The sequence below is a fragment of the Aeromonas enteropelogenes genome (assembly GCF_020097295.1).
GTDB classification, from domain to species: domain Bacteria; phylum Pseudomonadota; class Gammaproteobacteria; order Enterobacterales; family Aeromonadaceae; genus Aeromonas; species Aeromonas enteropelogenes.
The window spans coordinates 1,166,518-1,183,884 of sequence record NZ_CP083625.1; the positions used below are offsets into that span (position 1 = coordinate 1,166,518).

Genomic DNA, 17,367 nt, shown 5'->3' on the forward strand with positions numbered 1-17,367 from the left:
CTGCCATTCCCGGCAGGCCTTGCTCAAAACCGGCCCCTGCCAGCCTCCTCCACCCGTTTCATCCCATCCTTGCCACGGCAACGCGGCTTGCGCCGCAACATCAATAGACCCTATTATCTGGACATATTTACAGTGTTTTCGGGCATCTAATTGATGAAATTGGATAAAATTCCTCTCGATAGCCTCAAGGGTGTCGGCAGCAAGATGCTGGAGAAACTCGAGCGGCTGGGGCTGGCCACGGTGCAGGATCTGCTGTTCCACCTCCCTCTGCGCTACGAGGACCGCACCCAGGTGTGGCCCATCGGCGATCTGCCGCCCGGCCTGCACGGCGCCGTCGAGGGCGAAATCCAGGACACCCAGCTGGTGATGGGGCGCCGCCGCATGCTGGTCTGCCGCATCAGCGACGGCACCGGCACCCTGACCCTGCGCTTCTTCAATTTCACCGCCGCCCAGAAGAACAGCCTGGCCCAGGGCCGGCTGATGCGCTGCTTCGGCGAGGTGCGCCCAGGCAAGTACGGGCTGGAGATGGCCCACCCCGAGTACAAGCTGCTCGGCGACGATCAGGCGGGCCAGACCGAATCGGCCCTCACCCCCGTCTATCCGACCACCGAAGGGCTGCGCCAGCTCACCCTGCGCAACCTCACGGATCAGGCGCTGGCCCAGCTCGATCTCTACGGGGTGGAGGAGCTGCTGCCCGCCGGCCTCTACCCCCATCAGATTGAGCTGGCCGCCGCCCTGCGCCTGCTGCACCGCCCGCCCCCCTCGGTGGCGCTGCCGCTGCTGGAAAACGGCCAGCATCCGGCCCAGCAGCGACTGGTACTGGAGGAGCTGCTGGCTCACAACCTCTCGGTGCTCAAAGTACGCGCCCAGTCGCAAACCCAGCTGGCACGGGCTCTCAAACCGGCCCCCAAGCTGGTCGAACAACTGCTCGGCGCCCTGCCGTTTAAACCGACCGGAGCCCAGAGCCGGGTGGTGGCGGAGATAGGTAAGGATCTGCAGCAGAGCCACCCCATGATGCGGCTGGTGCAGGGGGACGTGGGCTCCGGCAAGACCCTGGTGGCGGCCCTAGCCGCCCTGCAGGCCATCGGCAATGGCTGTCAGGTGGGGTTGATGGCACCGACTGAACTCCTGGCCGAACAGCACGCCATCAACTTCGCCAAGTGGCTGGAACCGCTCGGTATCCAGGTCGGCTGGCTAGCGGGCAAGCAGAAAGGCAAGGCGCGGGAAGAGGCGCTGGCCGCCATCGCCGATGGCAGCGTCAAGATGGTGGTGGGCACCCACGCCATCTTTCAGGAGCAGGTGGTGTTCCAGCGTCTGGCGCTGGTCATCATCGATGAACAGCACAGATTCGGGGTGCATCAGCGCCTCGCCCTGCGCGAGAAAGGGGAGCGGGAGGGGGTGCATCCCCATCAGCTCATCATGACCGCCACCCCGATCCCCCGCACCCTGGCGATGACCGCCTATGCCGACCTCGACACCTCGGTCATCGACGAGCTGCCGCCGGGCCGAACCCCCATCACCACGGTGGCGCTGCCCGACAGCCGTCGCGGCGATGTGATCGAGCGCGTCAAACTCGCCTGCACCGAGGGCAAGCAGGCCTACTGGGTCTGCACCCTGATCGAGGAGTCCGAGGTGCTGGAGTGCCAGGCCGCCGAAGACACTGCCGCCGAGCTGCAAGCCTTGCTGCCCGGTCTGCATATCGGCCTGGTGCACGGCCGGATGCGACCGATCGAGAAGCAGCGGGTGATGGAGGAGTTCAAGGCGGGTATTTTGCAGTTGCTGGTCGCTACCACCGTCATCGAAGTGGGGGTGGATGTGCCCAACGCCAGCCTGATGATCATCGAGAACCCTGAGCGGCTGGGGCTGGCTCAGCTGCATCAGCTGCGCGGCCGGGTCGGCCGGGGGGCGGTGGCCTCCCATTGCGTGCTGCTCTATCATGCTCCCTTGTCCAAAACGGCCCAGAGCCGGCTCGGGGTGCTGCGCGAGACCAATGACGGCTTCCAGATCGCCCAGCGCGATCTGGAACTGCGCGGCCCGGGGGAACTGCTCGGCACCCGTCAGACCGGGCTGGCCGATCTCAAGATCGCCGATCTGGTGCGCGACCAGCCGCTTATCCCCCAGGTACAGAAGATGGCGCGCTTCTTGATGGACAGGCACCCAGATCATGTCGAACCCTTGATCCGACGGTGGCTGGGACTGCGGGATCACTACTCCAACGCTTGAGCAGAGGAAAAAAGGTGGAATGATGTCAAAAGTTCCTGGTGGACAAGCATCCGTTTCATCCCATGTCGACCCGCTGATCCGCCGTTGGCCGGGGCTGCGGGACCACTACTCCAACGCCTGATCACGCAAACAGAAACAGGAGGAAAGCACTCATGAATTCCTGGCTACGCGGCCTGCTCTACACCTTCGCCTTCCTGCTGCTGTTTGTCTGGGTCGCCCTCGGGTTGTTCGACGCCGAACGGGCCAAGGGCCCCATCGCCAGCTGGATCAGCCAGCAGACCGGGGTGCCCGTCAGCATTGGCCGGCTGGTGTTCAACCCGCTCCACCCCTATACCCTGCTGGCCGAACAGGTGCGCTACGGTGATGCGGTCACCCTCGACAAGCTCTATCTGGAGATAGAGAACATTGACTGGCTCAATCGCGACGTGCGCATCGCCCATCTCGATCTCATTCGTCCGACCATCAAGCTGCCGCTACCGAACCGGCTGCCAGACTTGCCGATCCGCTCCCTCACCATCGCCGACAGCACCATAGATCGCCTCAGCCTGCAGAGCGATGCCCTGACCCTGCGCGGCCTCAACGCCACCCTGAGCGACTGGGAGCTTATCGACCCGAAACGCCAGCCACAGGCTAACCTGACCCTCAACATAGGCCAGCTGGAGACACCGCAATTCACCTTCGCCCGCCTCAACCTGAAGGGGCGGCTGGAAGGGGAGGTACTGTCCAGCGACAAGCTGATCACCAACCTGTTCGACGGCCTGCTGGAGACGGGTCTGGTACTGGACTGGCCCGCCCGCAGCCTGCAACTGCGCGATCTCAAGGCACGCGGCATGCGAGTCGAGCTGGGGGATCTGGCACAACATCCCTTCCCCCTGCGCCAGGTCAGCCTGGATCGGGGCCAGTTCGATGAGGTGAGCATCAACGACATCAGGCAGGAGCTCGCCTTCAACAACTTCAGCGGCCAGCTCACCGCCTTCAACTGGCAGACAGGTAGCCAGCCGAGCGGCTATCTGGCCGGCACCCTGGGCGACATGGGGCGTGGCCTGTTCCAGCTGGAAGCCATCAAGGGCAAGCTCGCCTTCTCCCCCCAACAGCTCGAGGGCGAACTGCAGGGCAAAGCCTACGAGGGGGAGTTCAACCTGGAGCTGGCCCTCGATAGCCAGCAGCAGAAGCTGACTTTGAAAGACATGGCCCTGAGCGGCATGGACATCAGCCTGCCCCAGGGGTGGTGGCAGGATTGGCAGAGCTGGCGGCCACAGCAGATCGACATCCGCAAGCTGGCGTTTGACAAGCTCAAGGTACTCTCCTTCGATGACAGCCTGCCCTTGTCGCTGACCGGCTGGCAGCTCTACCTGACCGATTTGAGCCTGCGGGGCAACCAGCCCGGCCCCCTGTTCGGCCGCGCCCGCGTCGAGAGCAAGTGGTTCGAGCTGGTATGGGATGGTCTCAGCGCCCGCAACGGCGAGCTGGATGGGGAGCTGACCCCCAGCACCTGGCAGCTCGACAAGCTCACCAGCTCGCTGCCGGATGAGGGGAGCCTCAACCTGAGCGGCCAGTGGGGACGGGAGCCGGGCCAGCTCAGCCGCCTGCAACTGAACGCCACCAGGCTGGATCTGGATCAGTGGGGCAAGATACTGCACTCCCCCGTCTCCTTCGCGGGCAAGGCGGATCTCAACGCCGATCTGCAGGCGACGCACGGCAAGAGCGCCGGCGAGTGGCGCAGCACCCTGCAGGGAAGCTTCGCCCTCGACGCCGACGAGCCCTTCTGGGACAAGGTGAAGATAGATCCCCTGCTGGATGAGTGGTTCAAGGGGGCAACCCCGCCCACTTTCACCCCGGAGCAACTGTGGCAGGCGATGCAGGAGGGGGATACCCCCTTCTACCGCATCAAACTACAAGGCAAGATCGAGAATGGCCAGCTGAGCGTCGAACAGGCGGGCGCCTCCACCATCACCCACCTGCTGGCCCTGCAGGGGGGGATCGACCTGGTCAACGAACAGTGGCAGCTGGATCTGGGCGTGCTCAATGGCAAGCGCTGCGCCGAACTGACCGGTCAGTGGCGCGGACCGCTCTCGGCGCCAACCCTGACCTGGGCCTTCCCGCAGAAACAGGCGTCATGTGGCTGGGAGGTGGGTGTCCGCTACCCCGCCCAAGGTCGCAGCGCCCCGCTCTGGCGACCGGCTCCCGCGGCAAAAGCCCAGACCGGGCAGGAAGCGCCGGCAGAGCAGTAAACAACAAGGCCTCATCATGAGGCCTTGTTTGCATCGCACAACCGGTTACAGCACCGGTGCCTGACCGCGCCGCTTGATGGGTTGCACCACGTACTGGCCAACGAATTCCACCGCCAGCTTGTCACCGCTGAACAGCTTGATCTTGAGACTGAACTTGGCGGACTCCCCGCTCTTGAGCGGCTCCAGCACAGCGGGCATGCCCTCCCGGGCGACCCGCGCCTCCGGCTCCTCGTCGACCGGGCGGTAGTACTTGATGTTGCCCTCCGCCAGCACTATGTCCCCCATCAGCCCGGCCTCCTTGAGCTGCAGCCAGATCAGGCCCCAACCCGCCAGTACGCACTGGCTGTAGATGCTGCCGGCAAACATGGTGTCGTGCACATTGAGGTTGGCCGCCAGGTTGGCCTTGAGGTGGAAGGTCTGACCGTCGTAGTGGGTGATGTGCATCCCCATCTTCTCGCTGATGGGAATCCCCCTGGACCAGCGGGTGGTGAGATCCTGGCACCACTCGGGGCGGTACTGGATGGTCTGCATGGGGGTCAGGGACTTGATCATCTGACGGTGCGGAATGCGACCGAAGGAGACGGGCCCTTCACCCACCTCGAGAAAGCCGCACCTGCGGTAGAACTCCACCGCCTCCTGACGGGCGTTCATCACCAGTCGTTTGACCTTCTCGCTCAGAGCCAGCTGCTCGAGATCTTCCACCATGCGGGCGCCCAGCCCCTGGCCGCGATATTCCGGGCGCAGCGCCATGAAGCGGATCTGCGCCTCGTCACCGCCGACAAACAGACGACCGACGGCAATGGGAGTACCATCGGGTGCCAGCATCAGGCGGTGAATGGCAACGGAGTCGTATTCGTCCCGCTCGGAACCGAGGGGCAGATTGAAGGGTTTACGCAGTAGTTCCCAGCGCAACTGATAATAGGCATCCAGCTCGTCTGCCGTTTGGGGGGTGACCACCCGGTACATAGTTCCATCCTTGAGTTACACTGGTCGAAAACCATCTTGCCGTGCAAATTCATGGACTTCAATCTGCAAGCGTACCAAGCCGACCACTTATTGCACCTTAGTGTCCAGCCCCGGCGCCGCCTCTCGGTGCAGGAAAATTCCCACCATCGCTGGCTCGAAATCGACGGCGTGGTGCAATCCGCCATGTCACTGAACGACCCTGCGGCCCTCTGCCTGCCCCACCAACAGGTGATCGCCTGCCTGCTGCCACAGCAGGCTGACAACATCCTCGAGCTGGGACTGGGAGGCGGCGATCTGACGCGCCATATCCGGCGCCGCTGGCCCGCGGCCAGGCACGAATGCGTCGAGCTGGACGAGGAGGTGATCACCCTCTATCGCCAGTTTTTCCAGCATCCCGGAGAAGAAGATAACCGCGCCCCCCAGGTGCATCAGGCCGATGCCCTCGCCTTCCTCGAGCAGAGCGAGGCCAGCTACGACCTGGTGCTGCTCGATCTCTTCAGCCAGGATGGCAACCCGCTACAACTGTTTCAGGAGCGGATCTATCGGGCACTGGCTCCCCGCCTGAGCGGGGATCTCATCGTCAACCTGCTGCCCCGCACCCGGCTCGAGCTGAGCCAGGCCCTGCTGCTGCTGGAGCAGTGGGTCGGCCCCACCACCCCCTATCCGGTGCCCGGTTTCGTCAACGTGATCGTCCACACCCGGCCGCGCCAGGGCGACGAATCAGACCTGTAGCCAGAAGGTCACCGGGCCGTCGTTGACCAGCGCCACCTTCATATCGGCGGCAAAGCGCCCCGTCTCGGTCGGGATCTCCCCCGCCCGGGCCTGTGCCACAAAGTAGTCGTAAAGCCGCTCGGCCTCCGCCGGATGGGCCCCGCCGGAGAAGCTCGGGCGCATCCCCTTGCCGGTATCCGCCGCCAGGGTGAACTGGGAGACCACCAGCAGGCTGCCACCGGCCTGGCCCACGTTGAGGTTCATCTTGCTATTCTCGTCGGAGAAGATCCGGTAGCCGCTCACCTTGTGCAGCAGCTTGTCGGCCTTGGCCTCGTCATCTCCCTGCTCCACCCCGAGCAGCACCAGCAGCCCCCGACCGATGGCCCCGGTTACTTCGCCCTCGACGGTCACGCTGGCCTCGGACACCCGCTGAATCAATGCAATCACATCCCTCTCCTCTCAAAACAGAACGACCGCCCTTCGGGAAGGGCGGTCGTCGATGCTACCAATAAAACCGCCGGCAAGGCGACGGCTTAGGCAAGCTCCTCGCTCGCCGGCTTCTCGTATTCACCGAGGCAGGCGGTGGTTTCCGCGCCAAGCAGCACCACCAGCCAGCTCAGATACACCCAGACAAATAGGATCGGAATGGTCGCCAGGGCGCCATAGATGGCCTGATAGGAGGGAAAGTTGGTGATGTAGATGGCAAAGCCGCGCTTGGCCAGCTCAAACAGGGTGGCCGCCACCAGGGCGCCAATGAAGGCGTGCACCAGCCGTACCTTGCAGTTGGGTACCACGGTATAGACCAGCAGGAAGGTGAGCACCGAGAAGAGGAACGGCAGGCTGCGCAGCAGCAGGTAGCCGGCGCCGAACAGACTCTCCTCCGACAGGAAGCGCAGCGACAGTATGTAGGAGGAGATGGCGATGCTGGCCCCGATGAGCACGGGTCCCAGGGTCAGGATCATCCAGTACATGGCGAATGCCTGGGCCAGCGGCCGGCTCTGGGTCGAGCGCCAGATGTAGTTGAGGTTCTTGTCGATGGCCGAAATCAGCATCAGGGCCACCACGATCAGGGCGCCGATCCCCACCGCCGTGGTGTTGGTGGCATTGGCCACGAAGCCGTCGATGTACTCCTTGACCATATCGCCCGCAGTGGGCACGAAGTTGTGGTAGACGAACCGCTCCATCTGCTGCTTGATGCTCTGGAATACCGGGAAGGCGGACATCATGCCGAACACCACGGCGATCATGGGCACTAGGGAGAGCAGAGTGACATAGGCGAGATAACCGGCGGTCACCGTCAGCCTGTCCTGCTGGAAGCGACCCCAGACAAACTGGATGAAGTGGCGGCCATCGTGGCGCAAGAAGGAGAGGGCGTGGGCCAAACGGCCGTGAATTTGCTGCTGCATCTTGATTCTCGTAAGCGTCGTCATGCAGTCATTGTGTCAGAGGGGAGCGCTGTTTGACCACCTCTGCGCCCGGATTGACCTGTCAACACAGGCCCCCTTCACCCCCTCAGCCCAATCCTGCTTATAAAAAAACGGCCCCGATGATGGGGCCGTTTGCACTGACTCAAGAGAGCATATAGTCGGCGGGCAGTTCGGTGCGGGCGACACCGGATTCCACCGCCGCCAGCGCCACGGCGCGGGCGACGCGCGGCAGCAGGCGGGCATCCATCGGCTTGGGAATGACGTAATCCTTGCCGAAGGCGAGCTCGCTCACGCCAGCGGCGGTCAGCACCTCGGCCGGTACCGGCTCCTTGGCCAGACCACGGATCGCCTCGACCGCCGCAATCTTCATGGCATCGTTGATGCGGCTGGCACGGGCGTCCAGGGCGCCGCGGAAGATGAAAGGGAAGCAGAGCACGTTGTTGATCTGGTTCGGGTAGTCGGAGCGACCGGTACCCATGATGAGGTCGCCGCGCACTCCGTGGGCCAGCGCCGGCTTGATCTCGGGGTCCGGGTTGGAGCAGGCGAAGATCACCGGGTTGGGGGCCATCAGGGCCACCGCCTCGGCGGGCAGCACGTCCGGGCCGGAGACGCCGACGAATACGTCAGCCCCGTCGATCACCTCCATCAGGGTACGCAGCGGGGTGTCGTTGGCGAAGCGCTGCTTGTACTGGTTCAGATCGGTGCGACCGGTGTGGATCACGCCCTGACGGTCCAGCATGAAGATGTTGTGCGGCTTGGCGCCACATTTGATCAGCAGCTCCATGCAGGCGGTGGCGGCAGCACCCGCCCCCATGCAGACGATGCGGCTGCTGCCAATCTCCTTGCCCTGCACTTCCAGCGCATTGAGCAGGCCGGCGGCGGTGACGATGGCGGTGCCGTGCTGGTCATCGTGGAACACCGGGATGTCGCAGCACTCGATCAGCGCCTGCTCGATCTCGAAGCACTCGGGAGCCTTGATGTCTTCCAGGTTGATGCCGCCGAAGGTATCGGCAATGGCGGCGACCGTGTCGATGAACTGCTGGCTGGTTTCGTGCTTCACCTCGATGTCGATGGCGTCGATACCGGCAAAACGCTTGAACAGCAGGGCCTTGCCCTCCATTACCGGCTTGGAGGCCAACGGACCCAGATTGCCCAATCCCAGGATGGCGGTGCCGTTGGAGATGACGGCCACCAGGTTGCCCTTGCCGGTATAACGGTAGGCATCGGCCGGGTTGGCGGCAATCTCGCGTACCGGCTCTGCCACACCAGGGCTGTAGGCCAGCGCCAGATCGCGGGCGGTCTCGGCGGGCTTGGTGAGGGCGATGGCAATTTTGCCCGGTACGGGCTGAGCGTGGTAATCGAGTGCTTGTTGACGAAGATCGTGACGCTGATCGGACATGGGTGACCCCGATACGGATGTGAATGAGTGGTGCATTGGCTCGCCGATGGCGAGGGCTGGGGATCATAAAGAAAACCGGCGGGCTTTCACAGAGGAAAGTATCGCCATCATGGCGCCGACAAGCCAGTAATCAGCATGTCATACCAGTCAGTAATACCTATTTAGTTATAGATATGGTTTCAATCCATGACGGGTATCCCCGCCATCGCCTCAGCCTCTCGGGCAATCGCCTCCGTCATCCCCTGAAAGATGAAGAGGTGGAACGGCAACATGGCGAGCCAGTAGGCCAGTCCCCAGGCCCCCTGTGGATGCCAGTGGGCCGTCACCTTGAGCCGAGTCAGGCCAGACTCCTCCGGCAGTATGTTGAACTCAAGCCGCCCGACACCGGGCGCCTTCATGTTGAACAGAAGATCCAGCCTGCGCCCTTCGTCCACCCCGAGGATCTGCCAGGAGTCCAGCATGTCCCCCTTCACGAAACGATCCGGATTGGTGCGACCACGGGTCAGGGCCGGGCCACCGATCAGGTGATCCATCCATTCGCGCACCACCCACAGCTGGTTCATGTAGAAGTAGCGCTTCTCGCCCCCCAGCTGTTGCAACACCTGCCACACCACTTCGGGGGCGGCGAGGCAGATGGCCTCCCCGCTGGCGGTGCGGTCATAGAAGCCGTACTCGGGATGGCGCCAGCGCAGACCGAGCGGCGTCTCTTCCCCCTGCTGTTCGGCCCCGAGCCGCTGCTCCAGCGCCAGGCTCTCCGTCAGCGCCTCGTCGAAGCTGAGCAGCGCTTGCGGCAGCAGGGTCCGCAGCGGACCGTCATCCGCCGGAATATCGTGTTTGAGCCCCCCCACCAGCGCCTTGGCCACCGGCTGCGGCACCGAGGTAACAAATTGCAGCCACCAGGCGGAGAGGCGCGGGCTCAGAAACGGCAGCGGTACTATGGGGCAGCGCTTGCCGATGTGGGCGGCAAACTTCTGCAACTGCTGCTGATAGCTGAGCAGCTCGGGGCCGGCGGCATTGAAGATCTGGCCGTCCACCCCCTCGGCCTCCACCAGCCCGCCCAGATAGTGCAGCAGGTTGGAAAGCGCGATGGGGGGCGTGCGCGAGCGCACCCACTTGGGGGTCACCATCATCGGCAGGTTGAACACCAGATCCCGCATCACCTCGAAGGCGGCAGAGCCGGGCCCTATGATGATGCCGGCGCGCAGCTCCACCGTCGGCACGCCGGCGGCGCGGAACAGCTCGCCGCAGTGACGGCGGGAGTTGAGGTGGCGGCTGTTGCACCGCTCCGGCTGAATGGCGCCAAGATAGATGATGCGGCGCACCCCGGCGGCCCGCGCGGCGGCGGCGAAGTTCTTCACCCCCTGCTGCTCCAACCGGTGAAAATCGGCTCCCGCCCCCATGGCGTGCACCAGATAGAAGACGGTATCTATGCCTGCCAGCGCCGATGGCAGGGTCGCAGGCTTGAGACTGTCGGCGAGACGAAACTCCACTCCGGCTGGCAACCGGCAGGGACGACGCGCCCCGGCAACCACCCTGTAGCCCAGCGTTTGCAGATGAGGCACCAAATAAGAACCTATATACCCCGCCGCACCCATCACCAGACAATCACGCATCACCACCTCCGTCCCGCTCAATTCAGACGCCGCCCAGCCGTCAGCAGAGCTTATACAGGGCGCCATCTCCATACCCGCATGCGGGCCTCACCATCATGCTGTCTGACGGCCACTTTGCAACATCAAGATAACAGAGTCGCCGCTTAGTGCGATTCGGTGTTAATCCCTCTTCTGCATGCGGTCGATAAATGACCAGGTGGATAGCGTCGAGGGCACAGGGATGCGCATCGATCACTACGACCTCCAGGGGGAGGTGCAATACCGGCAGCAACAGGCGCAGGCCCGCAAGGTACGCAACCTGGGGCCCGCGGCTGCGGCTATCAATCCGGCAGGCACGCAAACGCCCGCCACCACCAACGAGGCGCGCACCAGCCTCATGCTGACACAGACCAACTCCCTGATACGGCAAGGGACCAGCCGCGCCGCCACCAGTCAGCCGCAGGCCACCCCCACTACAGCGCTGGCCAAACCCGCCGAAACCGGCAAGAGCGAGGAACAAGACGGCATCCCCAACGACGGACTGGATAACCGCCAGCGCCTCATCAAGCTGATGATCGAAGCCATGGTCGGCCACGAGATCGAGGTGCCCGACCCTATCCAGCAGAGCCATCAGGAGGGGGCAGCTTCCACTCAAAGAGGGTCAACCGGCCAGGCTGCCAGTCAGGATCAGGTGGTGGAGGTGACTGACACCCTGCTGCAACAGGAACAACTCAAGGTGATCGCATCGGCCAGCGTCCAGACCAACGATGGCCAGACCCTGCAGCTGGATCTCGGCTTTGTGCTCGACTGGCGTCAGCTGGAGGTGAGCCAGCGCCGCACCACCCTGAATGCCCTCAAGGATCCGCTGGTGCTCAGCCTGGACGGCAAGATAGCCGATCTGACCGAGGCACGGGTCAATTTCGACATCGATCAGGATGGCAAGGCGGACAGCCTGCCAGGCCTCGGTGAGGGGAGTGGCTTCGTAGCGCTGGATCGCAACGGCAACGGCACCATAGATGACGGAGGCGAGCTGTTTGGCGCCCGCTCCGGCAACGGCTTCGGTGAGCTGGCGACCCTGGATGAAGATGGCAACGGGGTGCTGGACGAGCGGGACAGCCAATTCTCGGCGCTGCAGTTCTGGCAGCCGGAGAAGGCCCCCATCGCCCTGGTGGAGCTGGGGATCGGCGCCATCCTGCTGCGCCCCCTCGATACCCCCTTCAACCACCTCGGCGAGGGCGGCAGTCAGGGGGTGTTGCGCCAGTCCGGCCTCTATGTGATCGAGCAGGGCAAGGGGGGCTGGGTGCAGCAGGTCGACCTGAGGGTCTGAACCCGGATGCAAGATCGCAAGCTTGGCCACTGACGAGACGTGCCAGTGACCGCTTGAACCGGCTTAGCTCAGCTCGGTGGGATCGATATCCAGACTCCAACGCACCTTCTTGGTCTCGGGCCAGCCCTCCAGCTCTTTCACCGCCCAATCCAGCAGCTGGGCCAGGGTTGCCCGGCTGGGCCCCTGCACCAGCAACTGCATGCGGAACTTGCCCGCCTTGCGCTCCATGAAACCGCTGATGGGCCCGAGCACCTGCAGATGGGGATAACGGGCGCTGCGTAGCGTCTCGGCGAGACGGGTAAGAAACAGCTGCACCTCGTCACGGCCGTTGGCCTCGGCCCGAAACAGCCCCTGATAGCTGAACGGCGGCAGCCCCAGCAGGCGACGCTCTTTCAGCGCCGTATCGGCAAAGTGGCCATAGCCATTCTGGGTCAGATCCTGCAGCAGGGCGTGCTCCGGGTGATGGCTCTGCAATACCACCAGCCCCGGCTTGCTGGCGCGACCGGCACGACCCGCTACCTGGGTATAGAGCTGGGCCAGCTTTTCGGCGGCCCGAAAATCGGCGCTGAACAGGGCGCCATCCACATCCAGCAGTCCTACCAATGTCACGTCCGGAAAGTGATGGCCCTTGGCCAGCATCTGGGTACCGATCAGGATCTTGTACTTGCCCGCCTTGATGTCGCCGAGATGGGCCTCCAGCTCCCCTTTGCGGCGGGTGTTGTCCCGATCGATGCGCACCACAGGGTATTGCGGAAAAACCGTGGTGAGCAGCTGCTCAAGCTGCTCGGTGCCGACACCTGAGCCGATCAGTTCGCTGCTGCCACACTCGGGACAATGATGGGGTAAAGGACGAATACTGTCGCAGTGATGACAGTGCAGCCGTCGTCCGGCCTGGTGCCAGGTGTACCAGGCATCGCACCGCTCGCAGGCGGCGCTCCAGCCACATTGATGGCAGATGAGGGCCGGCGCATAGCCGCGGCGATTGAGAAACAGCATCACCTGATTGCCAGCGGCCAGATGTTCCGCCATCAGCTGCTCCAGCTGGGGGGAGAGCCCGGCCTGCAGCCGCACGTTCTTGATGTCCAGGATCACCTGGCGAGCAGTCTGGGCGTTACCGGCGCGGCGGGTCAGGCTGAGGTGGTGATACTTGCCGCTGCGGGCGTTGTGCAGCGTCTCCAGCGAGGGGGTGGCCGAACCGAGCAGGATGGGAATGCCGGCCCGATGGGCACGCATCACGGCGAGATCCCGGGCGTGGTAGCGAAAGCCGTCCTGCTGCTTGAAGGAGCCGTCGTGCTCCTCGTCGATGATGATGATGCCGAGATGCTTGAACGGGGTGAACACGGCGGAGCGGGTACCGATCAGGATGGCGGCGCCCCCGTCACGGCAGGCGAGCCAGGCGTCGAGACGCTCCCTGTCGTTCATGGCGGAGTTCATCGCCACCACGGGCACGTTGAAGCGGCGGCGAAAGCGATTGATGGTCTGCGGGGTGAGGCCGATCTCCGGCACCATCACCAGCGCCTGCTTGCCCGCCTTGAGCAGGGGTTCGAGGATGCTCAAATAGACTTCGGTCTTGCCGGAGCCGGTGATGCCATCCAGCAAAAAGGCGCCGAACTTGTCGCTCTGGCTGGTGACGGCGGAGACCGCCAGCGCCTGCTCACCGTTGAGGCGCAGCCCCTCGCCCGGCTCAAAATGGGTAGCCCAGTCACCGTCGTGGCTCGGCTCCAGGCTGCGCTTCTCCAGCAGCCCCTTCTTCTCCAGCGCAGTGAGGGCAGCGCTCTGGATCTCCTCCTGCTTGAGGGCGGAGGGGGTCTGCGGCCCCTTGCGCAGCAGTGCGAGGGCCTGCTGCTGCTTGGCCGCCCGCTTGAGCTCATTGAGATCGATTGCCATACCGGCCTCGGTCGCAAACCAGAACTCCAGCTCCCGATAGGCGGCGGGCTCTCCCTTGCGCACCAGCACCGGCAGGGCATGGGGCAGCACCTCGCCCAAGGGATGCTGATAGTAGCCGGCGCTCCAGTTCATCAGCGCCAGTATGTCCGGCCCCAGCACCGGCGTCGCATCGAGTACGCGCTTGATGGGCTTGAGCTTGTTGCGGGGCACCTGGCTCTCGGCCGGGTGATCCACCACCAGACCGACCAGAGTCTGGGGGCCGAAAGGGATCTCGACCCGGCAACCGGGTTCGGGCAGAGGCAGGGGGGAGAGATAGTCGAAATGACGGCGTAACGGCACCGGCACAGCCACACGAACCAGATCCAGCGTTTGGGAAGAATTCACCAGGGGTTGCCTATTTTTTCTGCGAAGCCACTTGCCTGATCTCAGGCATTTCCTATATTATTCGCAGCCTTTGAAACTGTGTTCAACAATCGTGTGGTGTCCGACAAGAGATCGGATGGCGACACGGCCTATTAATTGAGGTTGTCCATGAAAGCTGGTATCCATCCTGACTACGTAGCCATCACCGCCAAGTGCTCTTGCGGTAACGTCATCAACACTTTCTCTACCGTTGGTAAAGATCTGAACCTGGACGTGTGCTCCGAGTGCCACCCGTTCTACACCGGCAAGCAGAAAGAAGTTTCTAGCGGCGGCCGCGTAGACAAGTTCAACAAGCGTTTCGGTGCGATGACCACCAAGAAGTAATCTTACTTCTGAAGAATTCTGAAAAAGGCGCCCGTTGGGCGCCTTTTTTACATCCCAAATTCACCTACCAGATAACCGGATCATTGTCCGCGTTCTTCGCTCCGGCGCAGATAGACGTATCCCTCTCCCGGGCTGCCCCAGCGCGCCTTGCCTTTCAGATCATATGCCCGATCCAGCAGCCTGACGCTGTTCGGCCCAATCCAGATATGCTGCACCAGGGTCGCAGCCCCGCCAAAGTTGGTGGCGCAGTGCCCGACCCGGGTATGGCCGGCATATTCGCCGGCGGAGGTGCGCGCCAGCCAGATCTCGCACCCCTGGCGCAAGGAGAGCTGCTGAGGCGTCAGGGTGTCTAGCAGGGCAGGATTGTGCCAGGCGCCGGCAAAATCGATCGCCATCGGCATGGTCAGCTCGGCCATCAGGATGCGTCCGTCGGGCGCAGGCGAGAAGCGGTAGATGCGCTGGCGAAAAGGACGCACCGCACGCTGGGTCAGATATTGCTCGGCATATACCCAGCGATAGCCTTGGCGGCCGCGCCAGATCTCCATCAGCCGCAGTTCAGCGCTGGTAAAGCGGCTATCATAGCTGGCCTGCTCCTTGCTCGAGAACTCTCCGCTGAACCAGGAGAGCAGGGGCTCCATGCTCGACGTGGGCGAACCATTCCCGGGGGATATTCCTGCCAACGCCAGACAGGAGCAGAGCAGCCCGAGTACGGCCGCCAGCAACTTTGCCATCGAATCCTTCCGAATCATCATAGTGGCGGCGATTATATGAGCGAATCCCGTCAATAACAGCCATCAGGATCAAATCCTGGCCACTCTGGGGCAAAAACCTTGCGGGAAGAGACATACGGATATGATGACAATCCCCTTCCCCGCCAATATTGGTCGGCCAGACAAGAAAGCGACACCGGCTGGCAACATGGTGCAGGTGCTGGCACAAAAGCGGGAGCGTGCCGGCCTGTTCAAGGAATATTCATTGAAATGCCGGGCTCACTCCTTATACTGGATCCACCTGTTTCCGGCGGTGGATTTGACACAATGGAATACAACACTTCAGAACTGTGCGACATCTATCAGGATATGGTGGATGTGCTCGAACCCATGCTCTGCTCCTTCGGCGGCCGCGCCTCTTTCGGCGGCGTCATCACCACGGTCAAATGCTTCGAATCGAACGGCCTGATCCGTGAAATCGTCAAAGAGAACGGCGTCGGCCGCGTGTTGCTGATCGATGGCGGCGGCTCCATGCGCCGCGCCCTGATAGACAGCGAGATCGCCACCACGGCGGCCGAAAACGAATGGGAAGGGATCGTCTGCTACGGCTGCGTGCGCGAAGTTGACATCCTGGAAGATCTGGATATCGGCATTCAGGCACTGGCGGCTATTCCCGTGGGTGCCGACAGCAAGGACGTAGGCGAGACAGATCTGCCGGTCAACTTTGGTGGTGTCACCTTCCTGCCGGATGACCATCTCTACGCGGATACGACTGGGGTGATTCTCTCCCCCGAGGCGCTCGATATCGAGTAAGCCGCAACCAGAGTGACAACGGGAGCCAAGGCTCCCGTTTTTTATGGCCGCTTTCCGCCAGACGCAGACAAAAAAAGAGGGCCAGTAAAAACTGGCCCTTTAACTGGAAGCAATGTGAGCAATGTCGTGCCTTCACAAGAAGTCCATCACGTTGGAACAAATGAAGTCTTTCCCGGAAAACAAGTTAACAATAATCATTCTCATTTAACTGTGCAACCCTTATTTGCCAAAAAAGCAAAAAAATTGACCACCGCTAAGGGTGGTCAATTTCGTCAGGCTTGTCGTGTGGCCGTCTGCAGGCTGGCCAATCCAGCCTCGCCCACCAGCTTACGGCTGAGGTAACGCAGCAATACACCATAGAGCGGAACGAACAACCCCAGGCTTATCAGCAGCTTGAATACATAGTCCACGGTCGCGATCTCGACCCAGTGTTCAGCCATGAAGGGGTCCGTGCTGCGCCAGAAGGCGATGCTGAAGAAAGTGATAGTATCCACCAGATTGCCAAACAGGGTGGAGGCAGCCGGCGCAATCCACCAGTGCTTGAGCAGCCGCAACCGGTTGAACACCACCACGTCCATGAACTGCCCCACCAGATAGGCCATAAAGCTGGCCAGGGCGATGCGTGCCACAAACAGGTTGAACTCGGCCAGATGGCTGACCCCCTGGAAGCTCCCTTCAAAGAAGAGCACCGAGAGCACATAGGAGATAGCCAGAGCGGGCAACATCACGGTCTGGATGATCTTGCGCGCCAGGCCGGCACCGAAGATCCGCACCGTCAGATCGGTAGCCAAAAAGATAAACGGGAAGCTGAACGCACCCCAGGTAGTGTGAAAGCCGAAGATGGTGATCGGCAGCTGAACCAGATAGTTGCTGCTGGCAATGATCAGGATGTGGAACAACGAGAGACGCACCAGCGCCGTCTGGTGCTGAGCAGGGGTCAGATTCATATTGTGACCTTTTTGGTTAATGGGGTTAGGGAACCCATACCGCCACCATTGGCGATAATTGAGGGGCGGCATTATACCGCCCCCTATCGATAGTTCAATCTTTATGCTGTTCAGCAAGCCAGAACAGCACCTCCTGATCGGCCGGGTGAACCGCGGTCAGCCAGCAACCGCTGTAGTGTTCATACTCGAGTCGCAGCCGGCTGCCTTCAAATTCCAACAGCCAGCTGTGGCGGTCTGCCCCCCATTCCCGTTCGATCACAACCAGCTCCCACGCGGCCAGCAACAACTCGGCACGGGCGGGAAAGTTGTCCCACTCAAGCCCATCACACGCCAGCATCACCACGCCGGCGTCCGTATCTGTCTGTGTAATTCGCCAGTTCATTCCTT

The 17,367-nt window shown here is 62.5% G+C and carries 15 protein-coding genes; 6 read left to right on the forward strand and 9 right to left on the reverse strand.

What is annotated here, in order from left to right; all coding sequences use genetic code 11:
• Window positions 1–153: 153 nt before the first annotated feature.
• Window positions 154–2,223 (forward strand): ATP-dependent DNA helicase RecG, encoded by a 2,070-nt coding sequence (gene recG / locus LA321_RS05525; protein WP_042070580.1) that lies wholly within the window; start codon window positions 154–156, stop codon window positions 2,221–2,223.
• 152 nt (window positions 2,224–2,375) lie between these two features.
• Entirely contained in the window at window positions 2,376–4,454 is a 2,079-nt protein-coding gene (locus LA321_RS05530; protein WP_042070582.1) for an AsmA family protein, read from the forward strand.
• A 45-nt stretch (window positions 4,455–4,499) separates the two neighbouring features.
• Here the strand turns inward: LA321_RS05530 and LA321_RS05535 are convergent, their stop codons facing one another.
• Entirely contained in the window at window positions 4,500–5,420 is a 921-nt protein-coding gene (locus LA321_RS05535; RefSeq protein ID WP_042070583.1) for a bifunctional GNAT family N-acetyltransferase/hotdog fold thioesterase, read from the reverse strand.
• Window positions 5,421–5,471: 51 nt separating this feature from the next.
• Between LA321_RS05535 and LA321_RS05540 the strand changes: the two genes are divergently transcribed.
• Window positions 5,472–6,152, forward strand: coding sequence for a spermidine synthase (locus LA321_RS05540; protein WP_042070668.1), 681 nt, complete (start codon window positions 5,472–5,474; stop codon window positions 6,150–6,152).
• On the opposite strand, the gene dtd is transcribed toward LA321_RS05540, so the two are convergent.
• From dtd to LA321_RS05560, 4 genes are all read right to left on the reverse strand, one after another.
• Window positions 6,141–6,578, reverse strand: a complete 438-nt coding sequence (gene dtd / locus LA321_RS05545) for a D-aminoacyl-tRNA deacylase (protein WP_042070585.1) — start codon at window positions 6,576–6,578, stop codon at window positions 6,141–6,143. The two genes, LA321_RS05540 and dtd, sit on opposite strands and share 12 nt — an antisense overlap.
• Before the next feature lie 86 nt (window positions 6,579–6,664).
• On the reverse strand, window positions 6,665–7,537 hold the full coding sequence (locus tag LA321_RS05550) for a virulence factor BrkB family protein (protein ID WP_042070586.1): 873 nt from the start codon (window positions 7,535–7,537) through the stop codon (window positions 6,665–6,667).
• A gap of 163 nt (window positions 7,538–7,700) precedes the next feature.
• The gene (locus LA321_RS05555; protein WP_042070588.1) at window positions 7,701–8,957 is read right to left on the reverse strand and encodes a malic enzyme-like NAD(P)-binding protein; all 1,257 of its coding nucleotides are present in this window, start codon (window positions 8,955–8,957) and stop codon (window positions 7,701–7,703) included.
• 179 nt (window positions 8,958–9,136) lie between these two features.
• Window positions 9,137–10,570 carry a DUF2867 domain-containing protein gene (locus LA321_RS05560; RefSeq protein ID WP_042070589.1) on the reverse strand — a complete coding sequence of 478 codons (1,434 nt, stop codon included), beginning with the start codon at window positions 10,568–10,570 and terminating at the stop codon, window positions 9,137–9,139.
• A 220-nt stretch (window positions 10,571–10,790) separates the two neighbouring features.
• Between LA321_RS05560 and LA321_RS05565 the strand changes: the two genes are divergently transcribed.
• The gene (locus LA321_RS05565; RefSeq protein WP_042070591.1) at window positions 10,791–11,876 is read left to right on the forward strand and encodes a hypothetical protein; all 1,086 of its coding nucleotides are present in this window, start codon (window positions 10,791–10,793) and stop codon (window positions 11,874–11,876) included.
• 63 nt (window positions 11,877–11,939) lie between these two features.
• Here LA321_RS05565 and priA read toward each other — a convergent pair whose 3' ends face one another.
• Window positions 11,940–14,147 carry a primosomal protein N' gene (gene priA, locus LA321_RS05570; RefSeq protein WP_082043386.1) on the reverse strand — a complete coding sequence of 736 codons (2,208 nt, stop codon included), beginning with the start codon at window positions 14,145–14,147 and terminating at the stop codon, window positions 11,940–11,942.
• Between the two features lie 147 nt (window positions 14,148–14,294).
• On the opposite strand from priA, the gene rpmE reads away from it, so the two are divergent.
• Entirely contained in the window at window positions 14,295–14,510 is a 216-nt protein-coding gene (gene rpmE / locus LA321_RS05575; protein WP_005306787.1) for a 50S ribosomal protein L31, read from the forward strand.
• Between the two features lie 80 nt (window positions 14,511–14,590).
• Here rpmE and LA321_RS05580 read toward each other — a convergent pair whose 3' ends face one another.
• Entirely contained in the window at window positions 14,591–15,241 is a 651-nt protein-coding gene (locus LA321_RS05580; protein ID WP_042070593.1) for a chromophore lyase CpcT/CpeT, read from the reverse strand.
• A 306-nt stretch (window positions 15,242–15,547) separates the two neighbouring features.
• Between LA321_RS05580 and rraA the strand changes: the two genes are divergently transcribed.
• The gene (gene rraA, locus LA321_RS05585) at window positions 15,548–16,033 is read left to right on the forward strand and encodes a ribonuclease E activity regulator RraA (RefSeq protein WP_026456861.1); all 486 of its coding nucleotides are present in this window, start codon (window positions 15,548–15,550) and stop codon (window positions 16,031–16,033) included.
• A 272-nt stretch (window positions 16,034–16,305) separates the two neighbouring features.
• Here the strand turns inward: rraA and LA321_RS05590 are convergent, their stop codons facing one another.
• Together LA321_RS05590 and LA321_RS05595 are read right to left on the reverse strand one after the other, a co-directional pair.
• Window positions 16,306–16,980 carry a 7-cyano-7-deazaguanine/7-aminomethyl-7-deazaguanine transporter gene (locus LA321_RS05590; protein ID WP_042027298.1) on the reverse strand — a complete coding sequence of 225 codons (675 nt, stop codon included), beginning with the start codon at window positions 16,978–16,980 and terminating at the stop codon, window positions 16,306–16,308.
• Window positions 16,981–17,074: 94 nt separating this feature from the next.
• Window positions 17,075–17,362: a DUF3630 family protein gene (locus LA321_RS05595; RefSeq protein WP_042070595.1), complete on the reverse strand. Its 288-nt coding sequence runs from the start codon at window positions 17,360–17,362 to the stop codon at window positions 17,075–17,077.
• Window positions 17,363–17,367 lie beyond the last annotated feature (5 nt).

What these genes read in the sequence shown, in the direction of transcription:
- recG (WP_042070580.1), top strand. Translation starts at nt 154, where the DNA reads ATGAAATTGGATAAAATTCCTCTCGATAGCCTCAAGGGTGTCGGCAGC.
- LA321_RS05540 (WP_042070668.1), top strand. Translation starts at nt 5,472, where the DNA reads ATGGACTTCAATCTGCAAGCGTACCAAGCCGACCACTTATTGCACCTT.
- rraA (WP_026456861.1), top strand. Translation starts at nt 15,548, where the DNA reads ATGGAATACAACACTTCAGAACTGTGCGACATCTATCAGGATATGGTG.
- LA321_RS05595 (WP_042070595.1), bottom strand. Translation starts at nt 17,362, where the DNA reads ATGAACTGGCGAATTACACAGACAGATACGGACGCCGGCGTGGTGATG.
- LA321_RS05590 (WP_042027298.1), bottom strand. Translation starts at nt 16,980, where the DNA reads ATGAATCTGACCCCTGCTCAGCACCAGACGGCGCTGGTGCGTCTCTCG.
- LA321_RS05580 (WP_042070593.1), bottom strand. Translation starts at nt 15,241, where the DNA reads ATGGCAAAGTTGCTGGCGGCCGTACTCGGGCTGCTCTGCTCCTGTCTG.
- LA321_RS05560 (WP_042070589.1), bottom strand. Translation starts at nt 10,570, where the DNA reads ATGCGTGATTGTCTGGTGATGGGTGCGGCGGGGTATATAGGTTCTTAT.
- rpmE (WP_005306787.1), top strand. Translation starts at nt 14,295, where the DNA reads ATGAAAGCTGGTATCCATCCTGACTACGTAGCCATCACCGCCAAGTGC.
- LA321_RS05550 (WP_042070586.1), bottom strand. Translation starts at nt 7,537, where the DNA reads ATGCAGCAGCAAATTCACGGCCGTTTGGCCCACGCCCTCTCCTTCTTG.
- LA321_RS05555 (WP_042070588.1), bottom strand. Translation starts at nt 8,957, where the DNA reads ATGTCCGATCAGCGTCACGATCTTCGTCAACAAGCACTCGATTACCAC.
- LA321_RS05535 (WP_042070583.1), bottom strand. Translation starts at nt 5,420, where the DNA reads ATGTACCGGGTGGTCACCCCCCAAACGGCAGACGAGCTGGATGCCTAT.
- LA321_RS05530 (WP_042070582.1), top strand. Translation starts at nt 2,376, where the DNA reads ATGAATTCCTGGCTACGCGGCCTGCTCTACACCTTCGCCTTCCTGCTG.
- LA321_RS05565 (WP_042070591.1), top strand. Translation starts at nt 10,791, where the DNA reads ATGCGCATCGATCACTACGACCTCCAGGGGGAGGTGCAATACCGGCAG.